Source organism: Shigella sonnei, from assembly GCF_002950395.1.
Classification (GTDB): domain Bacteria; phylum Pseudomonadota; class Gammaproteobacteria; order Enterobacterales; family Enterobacteriaceae; genus ECMA0423.
On sequence record NZ_CP026802.1, the window covers coordinates 588,937 to 613,296 of the forward strand.

Here is a 24,360-nt window from a genome sequence, read left to right on the forward strand (position 1 = left end):
GTCTGGATTGTTAATGCGATGAAGTGTGAGGGCGATCAATCAACGAGTGAAAATTGAGGGCGTAAGGTGTTCAGGAAGCGCAAAATAGAAGATTGGTATAATAAATTAAAAAAGGGACAGCCTGAGCTATCCCTTTTCTGCATGCGGCTGAAGTTAGTCAGCACGCCCCATATAACGGCGTTCTTCGATATGGATACGAATTTTTTCGCCCGGGCTTAAGTATTCTGGTACCTGAATCACCAGACCAGTGCTCAATGTCGCCGGTTTGTTACGGGCGCTGGCAGATGCCCCTTTGATGCCTGGTGCGGTTTCAACGATTTCCAGATCAACGGTCTGCGGCAGCTCAAGCGCCAGCAGTTGACCGTCCCAGGTCAGCACCTGCATGTCCGGCATGCCGCCCTCTGGCATAAACAGCAACTCTTCTTCAATCTGATCTTTGGTGAAGGTATACGGGGTATAGTCTTCTTTATCCATAAAGACATATTCGTTGCCATCGACATAGGAGAAGTCAACGTAACGGCGGGTCAGCGTCACGGTGTCAACGATATCATCACCTTTGAAACGCTCTTCTACTTTCAGCCCGGTACGGACATCAGAAAAACGCATTTTGTACAGCGTAGCGGCACCGCGGGCAGTGGGCGACTGAATATCAATATCCTTAACCAGCAGCAGTTTGCCGTTGTAATTCAGTACCATACCTTTTTTAATTTCGTTCGCTCTTGGCATCGAAAAATTCCTGTAGTCGAAAATGTCAAAAATATCGCGACAAAGTACTCGCGACGGGCCTTTCGGGCAAGTGGTATTCGCACTTTTGCTGGTGCAAAAAAGGTGGTACTGTGCGCGCTCATCAATCCGGTGGTTAACCTTAAGAGAACAACGTATGGAATGCCGTCCGGGTTGCGGGGCGTGTTGCACTGCCCCTTCAATTTCCAGCCCTATTCCCGGTATGCCAGATGGCAAGCCCGCCAATACGCCCTGCATTCAGCTTGATGAACAGCAACGCTGTAAAATTTTCACCTCGCCACTGCGACCGAAAGTCTGTGCAGGCTTACAAGCCAGCGCTGAAATGTGCGGTAACTCGCGTCAGCAGGCCATGACCTGGCTTATCGATCTGGAAATGCTGACCGCGCCTTAAACATCTTTAATCCGCAGTAAGCAAAACAGAGTGGCGATAATCATCACCATCGCAAACCAGAACACAGCGTGATAATTCCAGATTTCGGCGACGATGCCCGCCACTGATCCTGCGATGATCCAGCCCACGCGCGAAGTGTTGGTATAGAGCGTGGTGGCTGAACCCGCCTGACCGGGCATCAGATCCTGAAAATAGAGCATCCCGATGCCGCCCAGAATGCCAATAAAAATAGCATTTAGCAGCTGCAAGCCCAACAGAATGACAGGTGAATGCGCCATCAGCATTCCTGCGTAAAAACAGACGCCACCCACGGCAGCAACGCGCATTAAGAAACGCTTACCCAGACGTTTGGCGAAATATCCGGCAATCAACATCGTCGGGATTTCCAGCCCGGCGGCGGTCCCCATCATCACATCGGCCAGTTTCTCGGGAAGATGCAGTTCGTTGATAATAAATAGCGGCATGTTGATGATGTACAGGCTGTTCGAGCCCCACATCAATGTACAAATGACAAACAGCAGTAGCGTATCGCGACGGTTACGGCGCGGCGCTTCAACCGTGCCGGTCGCCAGCGGAAGCTCTTTTTGCATCGACGGTAAAAACAGCCACACCATCACGCCGCAAACAATAAACGCTACCGCTGCGCTCAGATACATTACCGTAAAGCTGAAACCCATCGCTAACGCATAAGCCAGCGGTGGGCCAATGACCCATGCCAGTGAAACCTGAGCGCGTAAAAAAGAGCTGAACATCACCGCCTCACGTCCGGTTTTGTCGGCATGTTCACGGGCAAGGGCAAACATTTGCGGGTTAGCGGTCGAGCCAAAGCTGCTAAGAAAGACGCCAACGAATAGCAAAACAAAGTAGTTGCGATTCCAGGCAAAAAGGGTGCAGGCCAGCACGCCTAACAGGCAGCAAAAGACAATCAGCGATTTGCGATCGCCGCGCTTATCAGAGCGCCCAGCGAGAAACTGACTTACCAGAATCCCAATGACAGCGCTGCCGGTAAAGAAGAATCCCACCATCGCCGGACGGGCATGTACTTCATCGGTAAGGAAAATACTGAGTGTCGGGGTTTGCAGAGCACCCGCAATACCGGTGAGAAAGGCAACGATTAAAAACGCCGTCGAGGTCAGGTCAAACGATTTCGCGCTGGAGACTGCGGGGGAGTTATGCATGCAGGTCGATCACTGGAAGAGGAAGACGCGGAGTTTACGCTGCTTGTCAGAAAATAAACAGACAGCGAAATCAAAAGCGCCACGAATAATCAAAATGCCATTTCACTGTTGCTGATTGGCTGCTGACGCTGCTGAAATGAAATTGCTGATAACGGATTTTCCCATCAGCAATTAGGAAAAATGACAAAAAATTGTGCAGCACATCAAACTTTTGCTCATAACTTTACGGCTTTCCTTGCGTGCTGAAACAGAAGTATTATGCTTTCTTGAAACGTTTCAGCGCGATCTTGTCTTTAACCCTAAGCCAGGTTGGCGCTTTTTTTCTCATAGAGGCTGAATCGTTTCAATTCAGCAAGAGAGGAGAACTATGTTCCAGTTATCCGTACAGGACATCCATCCGGGCGAAAAGGCCGGAGACAAAGAAGAGGCGATTCGCCAGGTCGCTGCGGCGCTGGTGCAGGCCGGTAATGTAGCAGAAGGCTACGTCAATGGCATGCTGGCGCGCGAACAGCAAACCTCAACGTTCCTCGGCAATGGTATTGCTATTCCACACGGCACTACCGACACCCGCGATCAGGTGCTGAAAACCGGCGTTCAGGTATTTCAGTTCCCGGAAGGCGTCACCTGGGGTGACGGTCAGGTAGCGTACGTGGCAATCGGTATTGCTGCCAGCTCGGATGAACATCTGGGCCTGCTACGCCAGCTGACCCACGTACTGAGCGATGATTCCGTTGCTGAACAACTGAAGTCAGCAACAACAGCAGAAGAACTTCGCGCATTACTGATGGGCGAAAAGCAGAGTGAGCAGCTGAAGCTCGACAACGAAATGCTGACGCTGGATATCGTCGCCAGCGATCTGCTGACTCTTCAGGCGCTGAACGCTGCGCGTCTGAAAGAGGTGGGGGCAGTTGACGCCACTTTCGTCACCAAAGCCATCAATGAACAACCGCTGAATCTCGGACAGGGTATCTGGCTGAGCGATAGCGCCGAAGGCAATCTGCGTAGCGCGATTGCGGTAAGCCGTGCGGCAAATGCTTTTGATGTGGACGGCGAAACGGCAGCCATGCTGGTGAGTGTGGCGATGAATGACGATCAGCCCATCGCGGTTCTTAAGCGTCTCGCTGATTTATTGCTCGACAATAAAGCTGACCGCTTGCTGAAAGCGGATGCGGCAACGTTGCTGGCGCTGCTGACCAGCGATGATGCGCCGACCGACGACGTGTTAAGCGCGGAGTTTGTGGTGCGCAATGAACACGGCCTGCATGCTCGTCCAGGTACCATGCTGGTCAATACCATTAAACAATTTAACAGTGATATTACCGTGACAAACCTTGATGGCACCGGCAAACCGGCAAACGGACGTAGTCTGATGAAAGTTGTGGCACTTGGCGTTAAGAAAGGTCATCGCCTACGCTTTACCGCCCAGGGTGCAGATGCTGAACAGGCGCTGAAAGCCATTGGCGACGCTATCGCTGCTGGTCTTGGGGAGGGCGCATAATGAGCAGACGTGTTGCTACGATCACCCTTAATCCGGCTTATGACCTTGTTGGTTTCTGCCCGGAAATTGAACGCGGCGAAGTGAACCTGGTGAAAACCACCGGTCTGCATGCGGCGGGTAAAGGCATCAACGTGGCCAAAGTATTAAAAGACCTGGGAATTGATGTCACCGTTGGCGGCTTCCTGGGTAAAGACAATCAGGATGGTTTTCAGCAACTGTTCAGCGAGCTGGGCATTGCCAACCGTTTCCAGGTTGTACAGGGGCGCACCCGAATTAACGTTAAGCTGACGGAAAAAGACGGCGAAGTGACCGACTTCAACTTCTCGGGTTTTGAAGTCACCCTCGCCGACTGGGAACGCTTTGTGACTGATTCTCTGAGCTGGCTCGGTCAGTTCGATATGGTCTGTGTCAGCGGAAGCTTACCGTCAGGCGTCAGCCCGGAAGCGTTCACCGACTGGATGACTCGCCTGCGTAGTCAGTGTCCTTGCATTATCTTTGATAGTAGCCGTGAAGCGTTAGTAGCAGGTTTGAAAGCGGCACCGTGGCTGGTGAAACCTAACCGCCGCGAGTTGGAAATCTGGGCAGGCCGTAAACTGCCTGAAATGAAAGATGTGATTGAAGCTGCACATGCGCTACGTGAACAAGGTATTGCGCATGTTGTTATTTCACTGGGTGCCGAAGGCGCGCTTTGGGTTAATGCCTCCGGCGAATGGATCGCCAAACCACCGTCAGTCGATGTCGTAAGCACCGTTGGCGCAGGGGATTCTATGGTTGGTGGCCTGATTTATGGCTTGCTGATGCGTGAATCCAGTGAACACACACTGCGTCTGGCGACAGCTGTTGCAGCCCTGGCGGTAAGTCAAAGCAATGTGGGTATTACCGATCGTCCGCAGTTGGCCGCAATGATGGCGCGCGTCGACTTACAACCTTTTAACTGACAGCAGGAGAGGCATAATGAAAACGCTGCTGATTATTGACGCTAATCTCGGTCAGGCACGCGCCTATATGGCGAAGACCCTGCTGGGCGCGGCGGCGCGAAAAGCAAAACTGGAAATCATCGACAATCCGAACGACGCAGAAATGGCGATTGTTCTCGGTGATTCCATCCCGAATGACAGCGCGCTGAACGGTAAAAATGTCTGGCTGGGTGATATTTCCCGGGCAGTTGCGCACCCTGAGCTGTTCCTGAGTGAAGCCAAAGGCCATGCGAAACCTTACACTGCGCCGGTCGCTGCGACAGCACCGGTTGCTGCCAGCGGTCCGAAACGCGTAGTTGCGGTGACTGCTTGCCCGACTGGCGTAGCACACACCTTTATGGCGGCTGAAGCCATTGAAACCGAAGCGAAAAAACGTGGCTGGTGGGTGAAAGTTGAAACCCGTGGTTCTGTTGGCGCGGGCAATGCAATCACCCCTGAAGAAGTCGCAGCAGCGGATCTGGTGATTGTGGCGGCAGATATCGAAGTGGATCTGGCGAAATTTGCTGGTAAACCGATGTATCGCACCTCTACCGGTCTGGCGCTGAAGAAAACTGCGCAGGAACTGGATAAAGCGGTTGCTGAAGCAACGCCGTATGAACCAGCGGGCAAAGCTCAAACAGCGACCACTGAAGGTAAGAAAGAGAGTGCAGGCGCTTACCGTCACTTGCTGACGGGCGTCTCTTACATGCTGCCGATGGTTGTTGCAGGTGGTCTGTGTATCGCGCTTTCTTTTGCTTTTGGTATCGAAGCGTTTAAAGAGCCGGGTACGTTGGCAGCGGCGCTGATGCAGATTGGTGGTGGTTCAGCCTTTGCGCTGATGGTGCCGGTACTGGCAGGTTATATTGCCTTCTCCATTGCCGATCGTCCGGGCCTCACACCGGGTCTGATTGGCGGTATGCTGGCGGTCAGCACCGGTTCTGGCTTTATTGGCGGTATAATTGCTGGCTTCCTGGCTGGTTACATTGCGAAGTTAATCAGTACGCAATTGAAACTGCCACAGAGTATGGAGGCGCTGAAACCGATCCTGATCATTCCGCTAATTTCCAGTCTGGTGGTCGGTCTGGCGATGATCTACCTAATCGGTAAACCGGTTGCTGGCATTCTCGATGGGTTGACTCACTGGCTGCAGACCATGGGGACTGCGAATGCGGTTCTGCTGGGGGCGATCCTCGGTGGCATGATGTGTACTGACATGGGCGGTCCGGTAAACAAAGCAGCGTACGCATTCGGTGTGGGTCTGCTGAGTACTCAAACCTATGGCCCGATGGCGGCGATTATGGCGGCAGGTATGGTGCCACCGCTGGCAATGGGTCTGGCAACAATGGTGGCGCGTCGCAAATTCGACAAAGCGCAGCAGGAAGGTGGCAAAGCCGCTCTGGTACTTGGTCTGTGCTTTATTTCGGAAGGTGCAATTCCGTTTGCTGCTCGTGATCCGATGCGTGTGCTACCGTGCTGTATCGTTGGTGGGGCGCTGACTGGCGCAATCTCAATGGCGATTGGTGCGAAACTGATGGCACCACACGGTGGTCTGTTTGTTCTGCTGATCCCTGGCGCTATTACGCCGGTATTGGGTTACCTGGTAGCAATTATTGCCGGTACGCTGGTGGCGGGTTTGGCCTATGCCTTCCTGAAACGCCCGGAAACACAAATAGTAGAAAAAAACGCATAATTTATCTTCATTATCGGGGATGAGACATCTCTGCCCCGATGATGACAAACGCAAAATTGCCTGATGCGCTATGCTTATCAGACCTACATGAACCCTGCAATATATTGAATTTTTTGCGCTTTTGTAGGTCGGATAAGGCGTTTACGCCACATCCAGGATGAACAAAGCGCGCGTTGTCAACAATCTGGAGGGCAGAAACATCTCTGCCCTTTTTCTTGCCTGCCATATTGTGTGTTACACATCACAACTTTCTCTTTTGTTGCTGCATAAATAGACAAACTTTGTGACCGCCTTCATATCTGGCCGATTTCGTTTTTTCTGATCGATTTACATTACGTTAAATATGCTTATTATGAACATGTGTTTAAATCTGAACACGTGCTCTAATAGTCTTATTGACTGTAATGGCTATTTTACCCAATTTCTTCGTTGGCAATTTATTGCCAGGGGGCGTGCTATGCGCGAAAAGGACTACATAGTAATTATTGGTTCGGCGAATATTGATGTGGCTGGGTATTCACATCATCCATTGAATTATGCGGATTCGAATCCCGGAAAAATTAAATTTACCCCAGGTGGCGTGGGAAGGAATATCGCTCATAATCTGGCGTTACTGGGGAAAAATGCCTGGCTTTTAAGTGCAGTAGGTGGTGATTTTTATGGGCAATCATTACTGGCGCAAACTAATCAATCCGGTGTTTATGTCGATAAATGCTTAATTGTTCCGGGTGAGAATACATCCAGCTATTTATCACTGCTCGATAATACAGGAGAAATGCTTGTCGCGATAAATGATATGAGTATTAGTGACTGTATTTCTGCAGAATTTCTTGCCCAGCATCAGGAGTTTATTCGCGGTGCAAAGGTTATTGTCGCGGATTGCAACCTTAGTGAAGAGGCGCTGGTCTGGGTTCTGGAAAATAGCGGGGAAACGCCTGTATTTATTGATCCGGTATCGGCATGGAAATGCGTCAAAATCCGCGATCATCTGAGCAAAATCCATACGTTAAAACCTAACCGTCTTGAAGCCGAAACGTTGAGCGGAATTGCACTTTCCGGACGTGAAGATGTCGCAAAGGTCGCCGCCTGGTTTCATCAACACGGCCTGAACCGCTTGGTGCTGAGCATGGGAGGGGATGGCGTTTACTACAGTGATATCAACGGTGAAAGTGGGTGGTCGGCCCCTATTAAAACGAATGTCATCAATGTTACTGGGGCAGGCGACGCCATGATGGCGGGGCTGGCCTCCTGTTGGGTAGACGGTATGCCGTTTATCGATTCTGTTCGATTTGCGCAGGGATGTTCGTCAATGGCACTTGCCTGTGAATATACCAACAACCCTGAATTATCAATTGCCAATGTTAGATCGTTAGTGGAGAACACAGAATGTCTGAATTAACTCTGTCCCCTGAATTATTACAAATATCCGCTGAAGTACAGGATGCTTTAAAAAATAAAAAACCGGTTGTTGCGCTGGAATCGACCATAATTTCTCACGGAATGCCATTCCCACAAAATGCCCAAACCGCAATTGAAGTAGAAGAAACAATTCGTAAACAGGGCGCAGTACCAGCCACTATCGCCATTATTGGCGGTGTGATGAAAGTGGGCTTAAGTAAAGAAGAAATCGAATTGCTGGGCCGTGAAGGACATAACGTGACGAAAGTTAGTCGTCGTGATTTACCTTTTGTCGTTGCTGCAGGGAAAAATGGCGCGACTACCGTTGCATCAACCATGATTATTGCAGCACTGGCTGGGATTAAAGTTTTTGCAACCGGAGGTATTGGTGGTGTGCATCGCGGAGCGGAACATACCTTCGATATTTCTGCCGATTTACAGGAACTGGCAAATACCAATGTCACTGTTGTTTGTGCGGGGGCAAAATCTATTCTCGATTTAGGATTAACAACAGAATATTTAGAAACCTTCGGTGTACCGTTAATTGGTTATCAGACAAAAGCGCTGCCTGCGTTTTTCTGCCGAACCAGCCCATTTGAAGTCAGCATTCGTCTTGACAGTGCCCGCGAAATTGCTCGCGCGATGGCAGTGAAGTGGCAAACCGGTTTGAACGGCGGCCTGGTGGTAGCGAACCCGATCCCGGAACAGTTTGCGATGCCAGAAGAAACCATCAATGCAGCAATTGATCAAGCCGTTGCTGAAGCCGAAGAACAGGGTGTTATTGGGAAAGAGAGTACACCGTTCCTGCTGGCGCGTGTTGCGGAGCTAACCGGCGGTGATAGCCTGAAATCCAATATTCAACTGGTCTTTAATAACGCCATTCTGGCGAGCGAAATTGCCAAAGAATATCAGCGTCTCGTGGGTTAATTTCTGGCGGGCAGAAAGCCGTCGCCCGTACTCATCAAACATACCAAAACCTGGCGCTGACGCCGGGTTTACTGGCATGAAGGGAAAATCATTATGGATATAATGAGAAGTGTTGCGGGGATGGTGGTATTGCTGGCAATTGCCTTTGTGTTGTCGGTAAATAAAAAGAGCATCAGCTTGCGCACGGTTGGCGCTGCGCTGCTGCTGCAAATTGCCATTGGTGGCATCATGCTCTATTTTCCCCCGGGAAAATGGGCAGTAGAGCAGGCGGCATTAGGCGTCCATAAAGTGATGTCCTACAGTGACGCAGGAAGTGCCTTTATTTTTGGTTCGCTGGTCGGTCCCAAAATGGATGTTCTGTTTGACGGTGCGGGCTTTATCTTCGCCTTTCGCGTACTCCCGGCGATTATTTTCGTTACCGCGCTTATCAGCTTGCTGTACTACATTGGCGTAATGGGGCTGCTGATTCGTATTCTTGGCAGTATTTTTCAGAAAGCCCTCAACATCAGCAAAATCGAATCTTTTGTCGCAGTCACCACTATTTTCCTCGGGCAAAATGAGATCCCGGCGATCGTTAAACCTTTTATTGATCGCATGAATCGCAACGAGCTATTTACGGCTATTTGTAGCGGCATGGCGTCTATTGCGGGTTCGATGATGATTGGCTATGCCGGAATGGGCGTGCCGATTGACTATTTGTTAGCCGCTTCGCTGATGGCTATTCCTGGCGGTATCCTGTTTGCACGTATTCTTAGTCCGGCGACGGAACCTTCGCAAGTTACGTTTGAAAATCTGTCGTTTAGCGAAACACCGCCAAAAAGCATTATTGAAGCTGCGGCGAACGGTGCAATGACCGGGCTGAAAATCGCCGCCGGTGTGGCGACGGTGGTAATGGCATTTGTAGCGATCATTGCGCTGATCAACGGCATTATTGGTGGAGTTGGCGGCTGGTTTGGTTTTGCCAATGTCTCTCTGGAAAGCATTTTCGGCTATGTGCTGGCCCCGTTGGCATGGATTATGGGGGTGGACTGGAGTGATGCAAATCTTGCCGGAAGTTTGATTGGGCAGAAACTGGCGATTAATGAGTTTGTTGCTTATCTCAATTTCTCGCCCTATCTGCAAACGAGCGGCACGCTGGATGTCAAGACCATTGCCATTATCTCGTTCGCCCTCTGTGGGTTTGCAAACTTTGGTTCTATCGGTGTTGTCGTTGGAGCGTTTTCGGCTATTTCGCCAAAACGCGCGCCGGAAATCGCCCAGCTTGGTTTACGGGCGCTGGCGGCGGCGACGCTTTCCAACCTGATGAGCGCGACCATTGCCGGGTTCTTTATTGGTTTAGCTTGAGTTTCATTGCCGGATGTACGCCTTATTAAGCGTTGCATCCGGCAATCGTGCTATTGCCAATAATTTTTACTGCATCATCCCGGAGAATTTATTCTCCGGGTCCATCTCCAGCGCCAGTCCTGACAACTGCTTTCTGTTTTTAATTAGATACCCTTTCTTGCTTTTAATTAATAAACCGTCGTGAATGAATTGCGCGAGAACATATAAAAGATGTCGATAAGAAACGCCTAAATACTCTGCCGCTTGCGTATGCTTTTCGTGATAAAGATCACCTTCCTGCGAGAGTAATATAAATGCTGCCAGGCGATTCACTAACGGAAATGATTGATTCTGAGTTAAAGAAACAATATTACGATAATTTTTATGACTTAAGGTGACGCAGAGTTTTCGTAAAAATAGCGTGTCGTTTAATAACAGCGGGCGGTAATGTTTCATAGGGAGCGCAAGGCACCAACACTCTTCAATAGCCTGCACCGCACGCGGTTCATGGTCTTTGTCGATTAACTCAATCTCGCCAATAAAACAGGGGGCGGCAAAGAAATCGATCAGCGACACGCGACCATTAGCTAGCGTGGCGTAAAGCCTGGCGCGGCCTCGCGTCAGGTAAAACAGCCAGGACGGCTGTTGCCCTTCCTGCACAATGTAGTCACGCGCTAAAAAATGAAACAGCCGCGTATCGGCTGAAACATCCGTTAAAAAGCAATCCTTAAACGCGGATTCACTCATCAATTGCTGCTTAAGATCATTATTGTGGATTTCTTTCACGATGTTTATCCGCTATGAGATTTCTCATATTTAGCATTCGTACGCTGTTGTTAAGATTCAATCATCGGCCCGATCGAAATTTCGTTGCTGTAGAAAAAATAACGCAACTGGAAACAGAGGAAATAAACAATGGAAAAGAGAAAAATTATTCTGGATTGTGATCCGGGTCATGATGATGCTATTGCTATAATGATGGCGGCGAAACATCCGGCGATTGATTTATTAGGTATCACCATTGTTGCGGGTAATCAGACGCTTGATAAAACATTAATTAATGGCCTGAATGTTTGCCAGAAACTGGAGATTAATGTTCCGGTTTATGCGGGGATGCCGCAACCCATTATGCGTCAACAAATCGTTGCCGATAATATTCACGGTGAAACCGGACTGGATGGCCCGGTATTCGAGCCGCTGACCCGCCAGGCAGAAAGTACCCACGCGGTGAAATACATCATTGATACCCTTATGGCAAGCGATGGCGATATCACTCTGGTGCCGGTTGGTCCGCTTTCAAATATCGCGGTGGCAATGCGTATGCAACCCGCAATCCTGCCCAAAATCCGTGAAATTGTGCTAATGGGCGGCGCTTACGGTACAGGCAACTTCACCCCATCTGCCGAGTTCAATATCTTTGCCGACCCGGAAGCCGCACGCGTGGTGTTCACCTCCGGCGTTCCATTAGTGATGATGGGCCTCGATCTTACCAACCAGACCGTTTGCACCCCGGACGTAATTGCACGAATGGAAAGGGCAGGCGGCCCTGCCGGAGAGATGTTCAGCGACATCATGAACTTCACTCTCAAAACGCAGTTCGAAAACTACGGCCTGGCTGGCGGCCCGGTGCACGACGCCACCTGCATCGGTTATCTGATTAACCCTGATGGCATTAAAACCCAGGAGATGTACGTCGAAGTGGACGTCAACAGTGGCCCTTGCTATGGGCGTACCGTCTGCGACGAGCTGGGCGTTCTTGGCAAGCCCGCCAATACTAAAGTCGGCATCACTATTGATACCGACTGGTTCTGGGGATTAGTCGAAGAGTGCGTACGCGGCTACATAAAAACCCATTAAGTGTTGATAACAAGCCGGGACAGTATCGCAAGATGCAGGCCCGGCTATTTCTGATGGGCAGAAAGCCGTCGCCCAAAATGACATGAAGAGATAATCACTATGGATGTCATGAGAAGTGTTCTGGGAATGGTGGTACTGCTGGCAATTGCGTTTTTACTGTCAGTAAACAAGAAGAAGATCAGCCTGCGTACCGTTGGCGCGGCGTTAGTGTTACAGGTCGTGATTGGCGGGATTATGCTTTGGTTACCGCCAGGGCGTTGGGTCGCAGAAAAAGTCGCTTTTGGCGTCCACAAAGTGATGGCGTACAGCGACGCAGGTAGCGCATTTATCTTCGGTTCTCTGGTCGGACCGAAAATGGATACCTTATTTGATGGCGCAGGATTTATCTTTGGTTTCAGGGTATTACCGGCAATTATCTTCGTCACTGCACTGGTGAGTATTCTCTACTACATCGGTGTGATGGGGATCTTAATTCGCATTCTCGGCGGTATCTTCCAGAAAGCTTTAAATATCAGCAAGATCGAGTCATTCGTCGCGGTCACCACCATTTTCCTCGGGCAAAACGAAATTCCGGCGATCGTCAAACCCTTTATCGATCGTCTGAATCGCAATGAATTATTTACAGCGATTTGTAGTGGCATGGCCTCGATTGCTGGTTCGACAATGATTGGTTACGCCGCACTGGGCGTACCTGTGGAATATTTGCTGGCGGCATCGTTAATGGCGATCCCTGGCGGGATCTTGTTTGCCCGCCTGTTAAGCCCGGCTACGGAATCTTCACAGGTTTCTTTTAATAACCTCTCTTTCACCGAAACACCGCCAAAAAGCATTATTGAAGCCGCTGCGACAGGGGCAATGACCGGGCTGAAAATCGCCGCCGGTGTAGCGACAGTTGTTATGGCATTTGTTGCAATAATTGCGTTGATTAACGGTATTATCGGCGGTGTTGGCGGCTGGTTTGGTTTTGAACATGCTTCGCTGGAGTCGATTTTAGGTTACCTGTTGGCCCCATTGGCGTGGGTGATGGGGGTTGACTGGAGTGATGCAAATCTTGCCGGGAGTTTGATTGGGCAGAAGCTGGCGATCAATGAATTTGTCGCTTATCTCAATTTCTCGCCATATCTGCAAACGGGTGGCACTCTGGATGCTAAAACCGTGGCGATTATTTCTTTCGCGTTGTGCGGTTTCGCTAACTTTGGTTCTATCGGGGTGGTGGTGGGGGCGTTTTCTGCGGTTGCGCCACACCGTGCGCCGGAAATCGCCCAACTTGGTTTACGCGCGCTGGCGGCGGCGACACTTTCTAACCTGATGAGTGCTACTATTGCAGGATTCTTTATTGGTTTAGCGTAGTGCGCAATTTATGAGCCGGATAAGATGCGGTCAAGCGTCGAATCCGGCAACATTGTTACACCATTGGCACTAATGAAAGCGCGTTATCGGCAGACAGGGTAGGGTTGTTTAAGCTGCCGCTGGCGCGCGAAATTGCCGCGCAGGCTACCGCAAAACGGGCGCTGTCGCGGAAACTGTATCCTTCAAGAAAGCTATATACCAGGCCCGCCATAAAACCATCGTCAGCACCAAAACTGTCTACTGTCGTATGCGCTGGCGCGGTCAGCAAAAATTGTTCTCCATCCTTATCGCTGCAAAATACAGATTCATCTTTCAGATAAACAAAAATGCGTTTAACACCTTGTTGATGCAGCGAATTTACAGCTCTGATGCGATCGTTGTCGTCTTTAATCGGTTGCCCCCACAAAATTTCCAGTTCATTTTGTGTTGGTTTCAGAGTGTGGATCCGGCTGTACCAGTTTTTTACTTTGTTCGCTTTAAATTCGGAAACGGTATCGACAAACATCGGAATTTCATCAGCAATGGTAAAGACCCACTCCAGGGCTTCAGGTGTGAGATTACAATCAGCCAGCACCACACCAGCATGGCGAATCAAGTCCCGTGAAGTATTGAGCAGTTGAGGCGTTAGCTGTTGCAGAATATGTGTGTCATTGATTGCCAGGATAGTTTCTTCCTGCTTATTAGCGATAGCGAGATAAGTTGCAGTGCTGTGTCCATGCAGACGAATGCAGTTTGAAACGTTCACGCCCGCGCGGCGCGTTTCTTCCAGTAATGTCTCGCCGTAAAAATCGTTGCCAATAGCTGATATTAAATGCACATCCCGACCAAGCAGAGCCAGGTTATGCGCGATATTACGTCCGACGCCGCCTGCGGAACAGTGAACAGAACCTGGATGAGAGGCTGCTTGCGGGTAACGGATATCCGCCATTCCGCGAATATCCATATTGATTGCACCCACAACCACACAGTAATCCTGCTCGGTAAGGATATATCCTTTGCCTTTAATCAAACCCTTGCGCATCAAATCCATAATATGAGCGGCAACACGTGAGCGGCTGATTTGCAGAATATCGGCGATTTCATTCTGTTGAATCAGCGGGTTACGCCGTAAAATTTTAAGAATCTGCTTTTCCCTGTCGTTCATCGATCAGGCCACCGCTTTTTCAGTTTGTTGCGCTTTCAGCCAGGCGATCTCTTCTGCCCAGATATCCGGGTTGATGGTTTCAAGGATCAGCGGAATGCCGTCGAAACGGTCGTCTTGCATGATCCAGCGGAACGCATCATGACCGATATTGCCTTCACCGAGGCTATGATGGCGGTCAACGCGGCTGCCAAAGGTACTTTTCGCATCGTTAAGGTGCATCCCGCGCAGATACTTAAAGCCGACAATACGGGCAAAATCAGCGAACGTTTTTTCGCATTCGGCTGGAGTACGCAAATCATACCCGGCAGCGAAAGCATGGCAGGTATCAATGCAGACGCCGACGCGGGATTTATCTTCCACGCCGTCGATAATCGCCGCGAGATGTTCGAATTTAAACCCTAAGTTACTGCCCTGACCGGCGGTGTTTTCAATCACCGCTGTTACACCTTGAGTTTTATCCAGCGCAATGTTGATGGATTCGGCAATACGCGCAAGGCAATCCTCTTCTGAAATCTGCATCAGATGGCTGCCAGGGTGGAAGTTGAGCAAAGAAAGCCCCAGTTGTTCGCAACGCTGCATTTCATCTATAAAGGCATCGCGCGATTTTTCCAGAGCTTCAGTGACCGGATGTCCGAGGTTAATCAGATAACTGTCGTGGGGAAGAATTTGCGCCGATGTGTAGTGATATTTTTCACAGGCGGCTTTGAATTCATCGATGGTTTGCGTCGTGAGCGGTGCGGCACGCCACTGACGTTGGTTTTTGGTGAACAAGGCAAACGCGGTTGCGTCGATTTCGGCGGCGCGAATTGCGGCATTTGCCAGACCGCCAGCAGCACTAACGTGCGCTCCAATGTATTTCATGCGAGGACTCCTGTTAAACCCGCTGGAGGAAAACGGTAATGATAGCGGGTTAACAGGAGCAAGATGTAGTGGTTTATGCGATGACGCTTTGAATCACATAGTTAATCGCACCACCACCAACAATCAGCCAGGCAAACAGTACCAGTGCCATCAGCAGAGGTTTCGCCCCAGCTTTTTTCAGCGCGCTGACGTGAGTGGTCAGACCCAGCGCCGCCATCGCCATTGCCAGCAGGAAGGTATCCAGCGTTACCAGCATGTTCACCACGCTCTGCGGTAACAGGTGGAACGAGTTAAAGATGGCAACGACGATGAACAAGATGGCAAACCACGGAATAGTGATTTTGCTTTTCTCGCCGCTGTTCGCCCCAGACAGCTGTTTAACACGCGCCGCCAGCAGGATGAGGAACGGAGCCAGCATCATCACGCGCAGCATTTTGGAAATAACTGCTGCGTTTTCCGCATCCGGGCTGATGGCATGACCTGCCGCCACCACCTGCGCCACTTCGTGCACAGTAGAACCAATGTAGATACCGAAAGTTTCCGGACTAAACCATTGAGACATCAGCGGATATATCGCCGGGTAGAGGAAAATCGCGACGGTCCCGAAGATAACAACGGTTGCAACAGCCACGGTTACTTTACTGGCTTCCGCTTTCACTACCGACTCAGTCGCCAGTACCGCGGCAGCACCACAGATACTGCTACCGGCACCGATCAACCAGCTGGTGTGCTTATCCAGACCAAACACTTTCTGCCCCAGGAAGCAAGCCAGCAGGAAGGTACTGGACAGCGTCAACACGTCAATGATGATCCCACTGATACCGACATCGGCAATTTGCGAGAACGTCAGACGGAAGCCATAAAGAATGATACCCAGACGTAATAAATATTGCTTGGCAAACAGCACACCACCGTCACAGCTTTTCCAGATGTGCGGATAGATGGTGTTGCCTAAAACCATCCCCAACAAGATTGCGAGGGTGAGGGCACTAAACCCGGCACCCGCAACCGCGGGAATGGAACCACCCCACAGGGCGACCCCGGTGATAACTGCACTCAGGGCTAACCCCGGAATAAAATGCCACAGTGTACGATGTTGTTTCTGTAAGGTGATATTCGTCATAACCCTCTCCTTTAACCGGGCATAAGGTTACGACTAACTGGTTTAAAAATAAAATTGATTATATATTTATAATTAATCTTTATAAGTGGTAAGCGACTATGCACATCACCCTCCGGCAGTTGGAAGTTTTTGCAGAAGTATTGAAAAGTGGATCAACCACCCAGGCGTCGGTGATGCTGGCGTTGTCGCAATCAGCAGTGAGCGCAGCCTTGACCGACCTGGAAGGGCAGCTTGGCGTGCAACTGTTTGATCGCGTGGGGAAAAGACTGGTTGTTAATGAACACGGGCGGCTGCTCTATCCGCGTGCGTTGGCATTGCTTGAACAGGCGGTTGAAATCGAACAACTGTTTCGCGAAGACAACGGCGCGATTCGTATCTATGCCAGTAGTACCATCGGTAACTACATTCTGCCTGCAGTTATCGCCCGTTATCGCCATGATTATCCGCAGTTGCCGATTGAACTTAGCGTTGGGAACAGCCAGGACGTGATGCAAGCGGTGCTGGATTTCCGCGTTGATATTGGCTTTATTGAAGGACCGTGCCACAGCACTGAAATCATTTCTGAACCGTGGCTGGAAGACGAGCTGGTGGTTTTCGCCGCGCCGACTTCGCCGTTGGCTCGTGGTCCGGTCACCTTAGAACAGCTGGCCGCTGCGCCGTGGATCCTGCGTGAACGCGGTTCCGGCACGCGGGAGATTGTCGATTATCTGTTGCTGTCACATTTACCGAAGTTTGAGATGGCGATGGAATTAGGTAACTCCGAGGCAATCAAACATGCGGTGCGTCATGGGTTGGGAATTAGTTGCCTGTCGCGACGTGTGATTGAAGATCAATTGCAGGCAGGCACATTAAGTGAAGTTGCGGTCCCTCTCCCGCGCCTGATGCGTACGTTGTGGCGTATACATCATCGGCAAAAACACCTTTCCAACGCGCTACGGCGCTTTCTGGACTATTGCGATCCCGCGAATGTACCGCGTTAAGGTGCTGTACAAGAACATGCTGGTGCTGTGTCGATTTCGTGACGCAGCGCCCTCAGCATGCATTCGCCAGAAAAGAGATTGGCTGCTTTACTTATAATCCCTGGGCGATCATGAAGGTGTCTTATAACCGTGTATTTCTGCCGGAAGGATTGCCAATCGTCTGCTACAATCGCGCCTCATTTTTAAGATGGATAGCATTTTTGTATGGGTTCCGAAACTAAAACTACAGAAGCGCCGGGCTTACGCCGTGAATTAAAGGCGCGTCACCTGACGATGATTGCCATTGGCGGTTCCATCGGTACAGGTCTTTTTGTTGCCTCTGGCGCAACGATTTCTCAGGCAGGTCCGGGCGGGGCATTGCTCTCGTATATGCTGATTGGCCTGATGGTTTACTTCCTGATGACCAGTCTCGGTGAATTGGCTGCATATATGCCGGTTTCCGGTTCGTTTGCCACTTACGGTCAGAACTATGTTGAAGAAGGCTTTGGCTTCGCGCTGGGCTGGAACTACTGGTACAACTGGGCGGTGACTATTGCCGTTGACTTGGTTGCAGCACAGCTGGTCATGAGCTGGTGGTTCCCGGATACACCGGGCTGGATCTGGAGTGCGTTGTTCCTCGGCGTTATCTTCCTGCTGAACTACATCTCAGTTCGTGGCTTTGGTGAAGCGGAATACTGGTTTTCACTGATCAAAGTCACGACAGTTATTGTCTTTATCATCGTTGGCGTGCTGATGATTATCGGTATCTTCAAAGGCGCGCAGCCTGCGGGCTGGAGCAACTGGACAATCGGCGAAGCGCCGTTTGCTGGTGGTTTTGCGGCGATGATCGGCGTAGCTATGATTGTCGGCTTCTCTTTCCAGGGAACCGAGCTGATCGGTATTGCTGCAGGCGAGTCCGAAGATCCGGCGAAAAACATTCCACGCGCGGTACGTCAGGTATTCTGGCGAATCCTGTTGTTCTATGTGTTCGCGATCCTGATTATCAGCCTGATTATTCCGTATACCGATCCGAGCCTGCTGCGTAACGATGTTAAAGACATCAGCGTCAGTCCGTTCACCTTGGTGTTCCAGCACGCGGGTCTGCTCTCTGCGGCGGCGGTGATGAACGCAGTTATTCTGACGGCGGTGCTGTCAGCAGGTAACTCCGGTATGTATGCGTCTACTCGTATGCTGTACACCCTGGCGTGTGACGGTAAAGCGCCGCGCATTTTCGCTAAATTGTCGCGTGGTGGCGTGCCGCGTAATGCGCTGTATGCGACGACGGTGATTGCCGGTTTGTGCTTCCTGACCTCCATGTTTGGCAACCAGACGGTATACCTGTGGCTGCTGAACACCTCCGGGATGACGGGTTTTATCGCCTGGCTGGGGATTGCCATTAGCCACTATCGCTTCCGTCGCGGTTACGTATTGCAGGGACACGACATTAACGATCTGCCGTACCGTTCAGGTTTCTTCCCACTGGGGCCGATCTTCGCATTCATTCTGTGTCTGATTATCACTTTGGGCCAGAACTACGAAGCGTTCCTGAAAGATACCATTGACTGGGGCGGCGTAGCGGCAACGTATATTGGTATCCCGCTGTTCCTGATTATTTGGTTCGGCTACAAGCTGATTAAAGGAACTCACTTCGTACGCTACAGCGAAATGAAGTTCCCGCAGAACGATAAGAAATAAGTTTCCTCCCTTCCTTGCTAAGCCCTCTCAACCGAGAGGGCTTTTTCAATTCCATTTCCCTGACAAATCATGCGGATATAAAATTTAACATTTGGATTGATAACTGTTATCGTTTGCATTATCGTTACGCTACAATCAAAAAAGGCTGACAAATCAGAGGCTGGTCCGGCTTTCTGGGATGATCACCTGCATACAAATAAGTCCACCGCGATGCTGCCGTACGCAAGGGGACGTAAAGAAGATGTGAGCGATACCCATTTTATTTTCGTAGTTACCTCATGGAGATATGGAATGTTTAGGTTGAACCCTTTCGTACGGGTCGGGCTGTGTTTGTCCGCTATTTCTTGTGTATGGCCTGTGTTAGCGGTCGATGACGATGGCGAAACGATGGTTGTCACTGCATCTTCCGTTGAACAAAACCTTAAAGATGCACCCGCCAGTATCAGCGTCATTACCCAGGAAGATCTGCAGCGAAAACCGGTACAGAATCTGAAGGATGTCCTCAAAGAAGTGCCTGGCGTACAACTGACGAACGAAGGGGATAACCGTAAGGGCGTTAGTATTCGTGGTCTGGACAGCAGCTATACCCTGATTCTCGTCGACGGTAAACGCGTGAACTCCCGCAATGCCGTCTTCCGCCACAATGATTTCGATCTGAACTGGATCCCGGTCGATTCCATCGAACGTATTGAAGTGGTCCGTGGCCCGATGTCGTCGCTGTACGGTTCCGATGCGCTCGGCGGTGTAGTGAATATCATCACCAAAAAAATCGGTCAGAAATGGTCGGGTACCGTTACCGTCGATACCACCATTCAGGAACATCGCGATCGCGGTGATACCTATAACGGTCAGTTCTTTACCAGTGGACCATTAATTGATGGTGTGCTGGGAATGAAAGCTTACGGCAGCCTGGCAAAACGTGAAAAGGATGACCCGCAAAACTCAACGACCACCGATACCGGAGAAACGCCGCGTATTGAAGGATTCTCCAGCCGCGACGGCAATGTCGAATTTGCCTGGACACCGAATCAAAATCACGATTTTACTGCCGGATACGGTTTCGACCGTCAGGATCGTGATTCCGACTCGCTGGACAAAAACCGCCTGGAACGCCAGAACTACTCCGTCAGCCATAATGGGCGTTGGGATTACGGCACCAGCGAACTGAAATACTACGGTGAGAAAGTCGAGAACAAAAACCCTGGCAACAGCAGCCCGATAACTTCCGAAAGCAATACGGTCGACGGCAAATACACGTTGCCGCTGACGGCGATTAATCAGTTTCTCACGGTTGGCGGTGAATGGCGTCACGACAAACTTAGCGATGCGGTGAACCTGACCGGGGGAACCAGCTCCAAAACGTCTGCCAGCCAGTACGCGCTGTTTGTGGAAGATGAATGGCGGATCTTCGAGCCGCTGGCGCTGACGACCGGCGTGCGTATGGACGATCACGAAACCTACGGTGAACACTGGAGTCCGCGTGCCTACCTGGTTTATAACGCCACCGACACCGTAACGGTGAAAGGGGGCTGGGCGACGGCATTTAAAGCACCTTCTCTGTTGCAACTTAGCCCTGACTGGACGAGCAATTCCTGCCGTGGCGCATGTAAGATTGTGGGTAGCCCGGATCTGAAACCAGAAACCAGCGAAAGTTGGGAGCTGGGGCTTTACTACATGGGTGAAGAAGGCTGGCTGGAAGGGGTTGAATCCAGCGTTACCGTTTTCCGTAACGATGTGAAAGATCGTATCAGCATCAGCCGTACGTCTGACGTCAACGCTGCACCGGGCTACCAAAACTTTGTTGGTTTTGAGACGGGCGCTAACGGACGGCGCATACCGGTATTTAGCTACTACAACGTTAACAAAGCTCGTATTCAGGGCGTGGAAACCGAACTGAAAATTCCGTTCAACGATGAATGGAAACTGTCGATCAACTACACCTACAACGATGGTCGTGATGTCAGCAACGGCGAAAACAAACCGCTATCCGATCTGCCGTTCCATACTGCTAACGGTACGCTGGACTGGAAACCGCTGGCGCTGGAAGACTGGTCATTCTATGTTTCTGGTCACTATACCGGGCAGAAACGCGCCGACAGCGCGACGGCTAAAACACCGGGCGGTTATACCATCTGGAATACCGGCGCGGCCTGGCAGGTGACTAAAGACGTCAAACTGCGCGCAGGCGTGCTGAACCTTGGCGACAAGGATCTCAGTCGTGACGACTACAGCTATAACGAAGACGGACGTCGTTACTTTATGGCAGTGGATTATCGCTTCTGATGAGAAGATGCCCGGCGAACCGGGCGGACTTTCACTTCAGTAAATACTGCGCATGGAAGCGCAGGTGATCCTCTATAAAAGAGGCGATGAAGTAGTAACTGTGATCATATCCCGGCTGAATACGCAGCGTCATCGGCCACGCTTTCTGGCGCGCGGCTTCTGCCAATACCGCAGGTTGCAACTGGTCGGCAAGAAACTGATCATTATCGCCCTGATCGATAAGCGTCGGGATCGCATCCTGCGCGTTACTGGCATACATCAGCGCGCAACTATCCCATTCCAGCCATGCATTTTTGTCCTCACCTAAATAGGTGCTAAACGCTTTGATTCCCCACGGGACGCTGCACGGATTCACAATTGGCGCAAAGGCCGAAACGCTGGTGTATTTACCCGGATTTTTCAGCGCCATAATCAGCGCACCGTGACCACCCATTGAGTGACCGCTAATGGCGCAGCGGTCGCTGACATTAAATTGCGACTGAACCAGCGCCGGTAATTCATCGCGCAGATAATCATACATCCGGTAATGCGTCGCCCACGGCGGTTGCGTGGCATTAAGATAAAAGCCTGCGCCCTGGCCTAAATCGTAGCCATCGTCGTTGGCAACCTTTTCGCCGCGCGGGCTGGTGTCTGGCATCACCAGTACAATCCCCAGTTCTGCCGCCACGCGCTGGGCACCCGCCTTGGTGGTGAAGTTCTCGTCATTGCAGGTTAATCCGGAAAGCCAGTACAGCACTGGTGGCGGGGTGTGATCACGAGGGGGTGGGAGAAAGATACTGAACGTCATCGGGCAGTTTAAGGTACTGGAGTCGTGTCGCCAGCGTTGCTGCCAGCCTTCAAAACAGCGGTGCTCTTCGAGCATTTCCATGCGTGGCTCCTTGTTGTGTTGTTTGCAATTTCTTCATCATACCGTTTATTCAATGTGCTGTGAGTAACTTTCACTTCCGTATTTGCATAACGATGTTTTAACATCTGCTGATGAAAGTCAGCGGCAATTACAATAATTATCGCTGTGAATACTGGATTATGTGCGCCGCCTCACGCACAATAATCAGGCTGTAAATCAGCTTAATAACTTTGCCCCCACGCAGGGCGGAGGCGTCACACCTGCAGGAGAAATCATAAATGCCATCACTCAGTAAAGAAGCGGCCCTGGTTCATGAAGCGTTAGTTGCGCGAGGACTGGAAACACCGCTGCGCCCGCCCGTGCATGAAATGGATAACGAAACGCGCAAAAGCCTTATTGCTGGTCATATGACCGAAATCATGCAGCTGCTGAATCTCGACCTGGCTGATGACAGTTTGATGGAAACGCCGCATCGCATCGCTAAAATGTATGTCGATGAAATTTTCTCCGGTCTGGATTACGCCAACTTCCCGAAAATCACCCTCATTGAAAACAAAATGAAGGTCGATGAAATGGTCACCGTGCGCGATATCACTCTGACCAGTACCTGTGAACACCATTTTGTTACCATCGATGGCAAAGCGACGGTGGCTTATATCCCGAAAGATTCGGTGATCGGTCTGTCAAAAATTAACCGTATCGTGCAGTTCTTTGCCCAGCGTCCGCAGGTGCAGGAACGTCTGACGCAGCAAATTCTTATTGCGCTACAAACGCTGCTGGGCACCAATAACGTGGCTGTCTCCATTGATGCGGTGCATTACTGCGTGAAAGCGCGTGGCATCCGCGATGCAACCAGTGCCACAACAACGACCTCTCTTGGTGGATTGTTCAAATCCAGTCAGAATACGCGCCACGAGTTTCTGCGCGCTGTGCGTCATCACAACTGATTAAAAGGCAGGAACCATGGAGCGCAACGTAACGCTCGATTTTGTTCGCGGCGTCGCCATTCTGGGGATCCTGCTATTAAACATCAGCGCCTTTGGGCTACCAAAGGCGGCTTATCTCAATCCCGCCTGGTACGGCGCTATTACGCCGCAGGATGCATGGACCTGGGCATTTCTCGATCTCATCGGCCAGGTGAAATTCCTCACGCTTTTTGCGCTGCTGTTTGGTGCGGGCCTGCAAATGTTGCTGCCCCGTGGCAGACGCTGGATCCAGTCGCGGTTAACGCTGTTAGTCTTGCTGGGTTTTATTCACGGTTTATTGTTCTGGGACGGCGATATTCTGCTGGCTTACGGGCTGGTGGGCTTAATCTGCTGGCGGCTGGTGCGCGATGCGCCATCGGTAAAAAGCCTGTTTAATACAGGCGTCATGCTTTATCTGGTGGGGCTTGGCGTTTTGCTGTTATTGGGGCTGATTTCCGACAGCCAGACCAGCCGCACCTGGACGCCGGATGCATCGGCTATTTTGTATGAAAAATACTGGAAGCTTCACGGCGGCGTTGAAGCGATCAGTAATCGTGCCGATGGTGTTGGCAACAGTTTACTGGCACTGGGCGCACAGTATGGCTGGCAACTGGCAGGGATGATGCTCATTGGTGCGGCGCTGATGCGCAGCGGCTGGCTGAAAGGGCAGTTCAGCTTACGTCACTATCGTCGTACTGGTTTTGTGCTGGTGGCGATTGGGGTGACCATTAACCTTCCTGCCATCGCCCTGCAATGGCAGCTGGACTGGGCGTATCGCTGGTGTGCCTTCTTACTTCAAATGCCGCGGGAACTGAGTGCGCCGTTTCAGGCGATTGGCTATGCGTCGCTGTTTTATGGCTTCTGGCCGCAATTGAGCCGCTTTAAGCTGGTGCTTGCGATCGCCTGCGTCGGACGGATGGCGCTGACCAACTATCTATTGCAAACGCTGATTTGTACCATGCTTTTTTACCACCTCGGTTTGTTTATGCATTTTGACCGCCTGGAGCTGCTGGCGTTTGTTATTCCGGTATGGCTGGCGAATATCCTCTTCTCTGTTATCTGGCTGCGTTACTTCCGCCAGGGGCCGGTGGAATGGCTCTGGCGTCAGTTAACTTTGCGTGCTGCCGGAACGGCAATATCTAAAACATCAAGATAACGATCTGGATCACAT

Annotated in this window: 21 protein-coding genes; 14 read left to right on the top strand and 7 right to left on the bottom strand. The window is 50.9% G+C overall.

The genetic code is table 11. The annotated features are described in order from the left end of the window. Nucleotides 1-153 precede the first annotated feature (153 nt). Complete coding sequence (gene yeiP / locus C1P89_RS03080; protein WP_001136827.1) at nt 154-726, bottom strand: elongation factor P-like protein YeiP; 573 nt, start codon at nt 724-726, stop codon at nt 154-156. A gap of 154 nt (nt 727-880) precedes the next feature. Here yeiP and C1P89_RS03085 point away from each other — a divergent pair, with 154 nt between their 5' ends. Continuing rightward, nucleotides 881-1,135 (top strand): YkgJ family cysteine cluster protein, encoded by a 255-nt coding sequence (locus C1P89_RS03085; RefSeq protein ID WP_000389030.1) that lies wholly within the window; start codon nt 881-883, stop codon nt 1,133-1,135. Here C1P89_RS03085 and setB read toward each other — a convergent pair. Then, nucleotides 1,132-2,313: a sugar efflux transporter SetB gene (gene setB / locus C1P89_RS03090; RefSeq protein ID WP_000551972.1), complete on the bottom strand. Its 1,182-nt coding sequence runs from the start codon at nt 2,311-2,313 to the stop codon at nt 1,132-1,134. The two genes, C1P89_RS03085 and setB, sit on opposite strands and share 4 nt — an antisense overlap. Nucleotides 2,314-2,680: 367 nt before the next feature. Here setB and fruB point away from each other — a divergent pair, with 367 nt between their 5' ends. From fruB to C1P89_RS03120, 6 genes are all read left to right on the top strand, one after another. Further along, entirely contained in the window at nt 2,681-3,811 is a 1,131-nt protein-coding gene (fruB, locus tag C1P89_RS03095) for a fused PTS fructose transporter subunit IIA/HPr protein (RefSeq protein WP_000487258.1), read from the top strand. After that, nucleotides 3,811-4,749: a 1-phosphofructokinase gene (fruK, locus tag C1P89_RS03100; RefSeq protein ID WP_000091255.1), complete on the top strand. Its 939-nt coding sequence runs from the start codon at nt 3,811-3,813 to the stop codon at nt 4,747-4,749. The genes fruB and fruK overlap by 1 nt, the downstream gene beginning before the upstream one ends. 16 nt (nt 4,750-4,765) lie before the next feature. Continuing rightward, complete coding sequence (gene fruA / locus C1P89_RS03105; RefSeq protein WP_000854444.1) at nt 4,766-6,457, top strand: PTS fructose transporter subunit IIBC; 1,692 nt, start codon at nt 4,766-4,768, stop codon at nt 6,455-6,457. 457 nt (nt 6,458-6,914) lie between these two features. Continuing rightward, complete coding sequence (locus C1P89_RS03110; protein ID WP_001368055.1) at nt 6,915-7,856, top strand: pseudouridine kinase; 942 nt, start codon at nt 6,915-6,917, stop codon at nt 7,854-7,856. Continuing rightward, nucleotides 7,844-8,782: a pseudouridine-5'-phosphate glycosidase gene (psuG, locus tag C1P89_RS03115; protein WP_001293148.1), complete on the top strand. Its 939-nt coding sequence runs from the start codon at nt 7,844-7,846 to the stop codon at nt 8,780-8,782. The genes C1P89_RS03110 and psuG overlap by 13 nt, the downstream gene beginning before the upstream one ends. A gap of 93 nt (nt 8,783-8,875) precedes the next feature. Beyond that, nucleotides 8,876-10,126 (top strand): NupC/NupG family nucleoside CNT transporter, encoded by a 1,251-nt coding sequence (locus C1P89_RS03120; protein ID WP_000353871.1) that lies wholly within the window; start codon nt 8,876-8,878, stop codon nt 10,124-10,126. A gap of 66 nt (nt 10,127-10,192) precedes the next feature. Here C1P89_RS03120 and C1P89_RS03125 read toward each other — a convergent pair whose 3' ends face one another. Continuing rightward, complete coding sequence (locus C1P89_RS03125; protein ID WP_000658575.1) at nt 10,193-10,891, bottom strand: transcriptional regulator YeiL; 699 nt, start codon at nt 10,889-10,891, stop codon at nt 10,193-10,195. A 129-nt stretch (nt 10,892-11,020) separates the two neighbouring features. Between C1P89_RS03125 and rihB the strand changes: the two genes are divergently transcribed. Next, nucleotides 11,021-11,962: a ribosylpyrimidine nucleosidase gene (gene rihB / locus C1P89_RS03130; protein ID WP_000415433.1), complete on the top strand. Its 942-nt coding sequence runs from the start codon at nt 11,021-11,023 to the stop codon at nt 11,960-11,962. Nucleotides 11,963-12,061: 99 nt separating this feature from the next. Beyond that, complete coding sequence (locus C1P89_RS03135; RefSeq protein ID WP_000382943.1) at nt 12,062-13,312, top strand: NupC/NupG family nucleoside CNT transporter; 1,251 nt, start codon at nt 12,062-12,064, stop codon at nt 13,310-13,312. A gap of 55 nt (nt 13,313-13,367) precedes the next feature. On the opposite strand, the gene C1P89_RS03140 is transcribed toward C1P89_RS03135, so the two are convergent. The 3 genes from C1P89_RS03140 to C1P89_RS03150 form a co-directional block, all read right to left on the bottom strand. After that, nucleotides 13,368-14,456 (bottom strand): sugar kinase, encoded by a 1,089-nt coding sequence (locus C1P89_RS03140; protein WP_000999819.1) that lies wholly within the window; start codon nt 14,454-14,456, stop codon nt 13,368-13,370. Between the two features lie 3 nt (nt 14,457-14,459). Beyond that, complete coding sequence (gene nfo / locus C1P89_RS03145; RefSeq protein WP_000873890.1) at nt 14,460-15,317, bottom strand: deoxyribonuclease IV; 858 nt, start codon at nt 15,315-15,317, stop codon at nt 14,460-14,462. A gap of 73 nt (nt 15,318-15,390) precedes the next feature. Then, entirely contained in the window at nt 15,391-16,440 is a 1,050-nt protein-coding gene (locus C1P89_RS03150; RefSeq protein WP_000182058.1) for a YeiH family protein, read from the bottom strand. A 98-nt stretch (nt 16,441-16,538) separates the two neighbouring features. On the opposite strand from C1P89_RS03150, the gene yieE reads away from it, so the two are divergent. The 3 genes from yieE to cirA all read left to right on the top strand — a co-directional run bounded on the left by yieE (nt 16,539) and on the right by cirA (nt 21,377). After that, complete coding sequence (yieE, locus tag C1P89_RS03155; protein WP_000548294.1) at nt 16,539-17,420, top strand: DNA-binding transcriptional regulator YeiE; 882 nt, start codon at nt 16,539-16,541, stop codon at nt 17,418-17,420. Between the two features lie 204 nt (nt 17,421-17,624). Then, nucleotides 17,625-19,094 (top strand): lysine-specific permease, encoded by a 1,470-nt coding sequence (gene lysP / locus C1P89_RS03160; protein ID WP_000534384.1) that lies wholly within the window; start codon nt 17,625-17,627, stop codon nt 19,092-19,094. A 291-nt stretch (nt 19,095-19,385) separates the two neighbouring features. After that, nucleotides 19,386-21,377 (top strand): catecholate siderophore receptor CirA, encoded by a 1,992-nt coding sequence (gene cirA / locus C1P89_RS03165; RefSeq protein WP_000489296.1) that lies wholly within the window; start codon nt 19,386-19,388, stop codon nt 21,375-21,377. Between the two features lie 31 nt (nt 21,378-21,408). Here the strand turns inward: cirA and yeiG are convergent, their stop codons facing one another. Next, nucleotides 21,409-22,245: an S-formylglutathione hydrolase gene (gene yeiG / locus C1P89_RS03170; protein WP_000425441.1), complete on the bottom strand. Its 837-nt coding sequence runs from the start codon at nt 22,243-22,245 to the stop codon at nt 21,409-21,411. 257 nt (nt 22,246-22,502) lie between these two features. Between yeiG and folE the strand changes: the two genes are divergently transcribed. Continuing rightward, entirely contained in the window at nt 22,503-23,171 is a 669-nt protein-coding gene (gene folE / locus C1P89_RS03175; protein ID WP_001139613.1) for a GTP cyclohydrolase I FolE, read from the top strand. Nucleotides 23,172-23,187: 16 nt separating this feature from the next. Then, nucleotides 23,188-24,345, top strand: coding sequence for a DUF418 domain-containing protein YeiB (gene yeiB, locus C1P89_RS03180; protein ID WP_000440910.1), 1,158 nt, complete (start codon nt 23,188-23,190; stop codon nt 24,343-24,345). Nucleotides 24,346-24,360 lie beyond the last annotated feature (15 nt).

Coding starts and splice junctions, on each gene's coding strand:
- yeiP (WP_001136827.1), bottom strand. CDS start 726: ATGCCAAGAGCGAACGAAATTAAAAAAGGTATGGTACTGAATTACAAC.
- C1P89_RS03085 (WP_000389030.1), top strand. CDS start 881: ATGGAATGCCGTCCGGGTTGCGGGGCGTGTTGCACTGCCCCTTCAATT.
- setB (WP_000551972.1), bottom strand. CDS start 2,313: ATGCATAACTCCCCCGCAGTCTCCAGCGCGAAATCGTTTGACCTGACC.
- fruB (WP_000487258.1), top strand. CDS start 2,681: ATGTTCCAGTTATCCGTACAGGACATCCATCCGGGCGAAAAGGCCGGA.
- fruK (WP_000091255.1), top strand. CDS start 3,811: ATGAGCAGACGTGTTGCTACGATCACCCTTAATCCGGCTTATGACCTT.
- fruA (WP_000854444.1), top strand. CDS start 4,766: ATGAAAACGCTGCTGATTATTGACGCTAATCTCGGTCAGGCACGCGCC.
- C1P89_RS03110 (WP_001368055.1), top strand. CDS start 6,915: ATGCGCGAAAAGGACTACATAGTAATTATTGGTTCGGCGAATATTGAT.
- psuG (WP_001293148.1), top strand. CDS start 7,844: ATGTCTGAATTAACTCTGTCCCCTGAATTATTACAAATATCCGCTGAA.
- C1P89_RS03120 (WP_000353871.1), top strand. CDS start 8,876: ATGGATATAATGAGAAGTGTTGCGGGGATGGTGGTATTGCTGGCAATT.
- rihB (WP_000415433.1), top strand. CDS start 11,021: ATGGAAAAGAGAAAAATTATTCTGGATTGTGATCCGGGTCATGATGAT.
- C1P89_RS03135 (WP_000382943.1), top strand. CDS start 12,062: ATGGATGTCATGAGAAGTGTTCTGGGAATGGTGGTACTGCTGGCAATT.
- C1P89_RS03140 (WP_000999819.1), bottom strand. CDS start 14,456: ATGAACGACAGGGAAAAGCAGATTCTTAAAATTTTACGGCGTAACCCG.
- nfo (WP_000873890.1), bottom strand. CDS start 15,317: ATGAAATACATTGGAGCGCACGTTAGTGCTGCTGGCGGTCTGGCAAAT.
- C1P89_RS03150 (WP_000182058.1), bottom strand. CDS start 16,440: ATGACGAATATCACCTTACAGAAACAACATCGTACACTGTGGCATTTT.
- yieE (WP_000548294.1), top strand. CDS start 16,539: ATGCACATCACCCTCCGGCAGTTGGAAGTTTTTGCAGAAGTATTGAAA.
- lysP (WP_000534384.1), top strand. CDS start 17,625: ATGGGTTCCGAAACTAAAACTACAGAAGCGCCGGGCTTACGCCGTGAA.
- cirA (WP_000489296.1), top strand. CDS start 19,386: ATGTTTAGGTTGAACCCTTTCGTACGGGTCGGGCTGTGTTTGTCCGCT.
- yeiG (WP_000425441.1), bottom strand. CDS start 22,245: ATGGAAATGCTCGAAGAGCACCGCTGTTTTGAAGGCTGGCAGCAACGC.
- folE (WP_001139613.1), top strand. CDS start 22,503: ATGCCATCACTCAGTAAAGAAGCGGCCCTGGTTCATGAAGCGTTAGTT.
- yeiB (WP_000440910.1), top strand. CDS start 23,188: ATGGAGCGCAACGTAACGCTCGATTTTGTTCGCGGCGTCGCCATTCTG.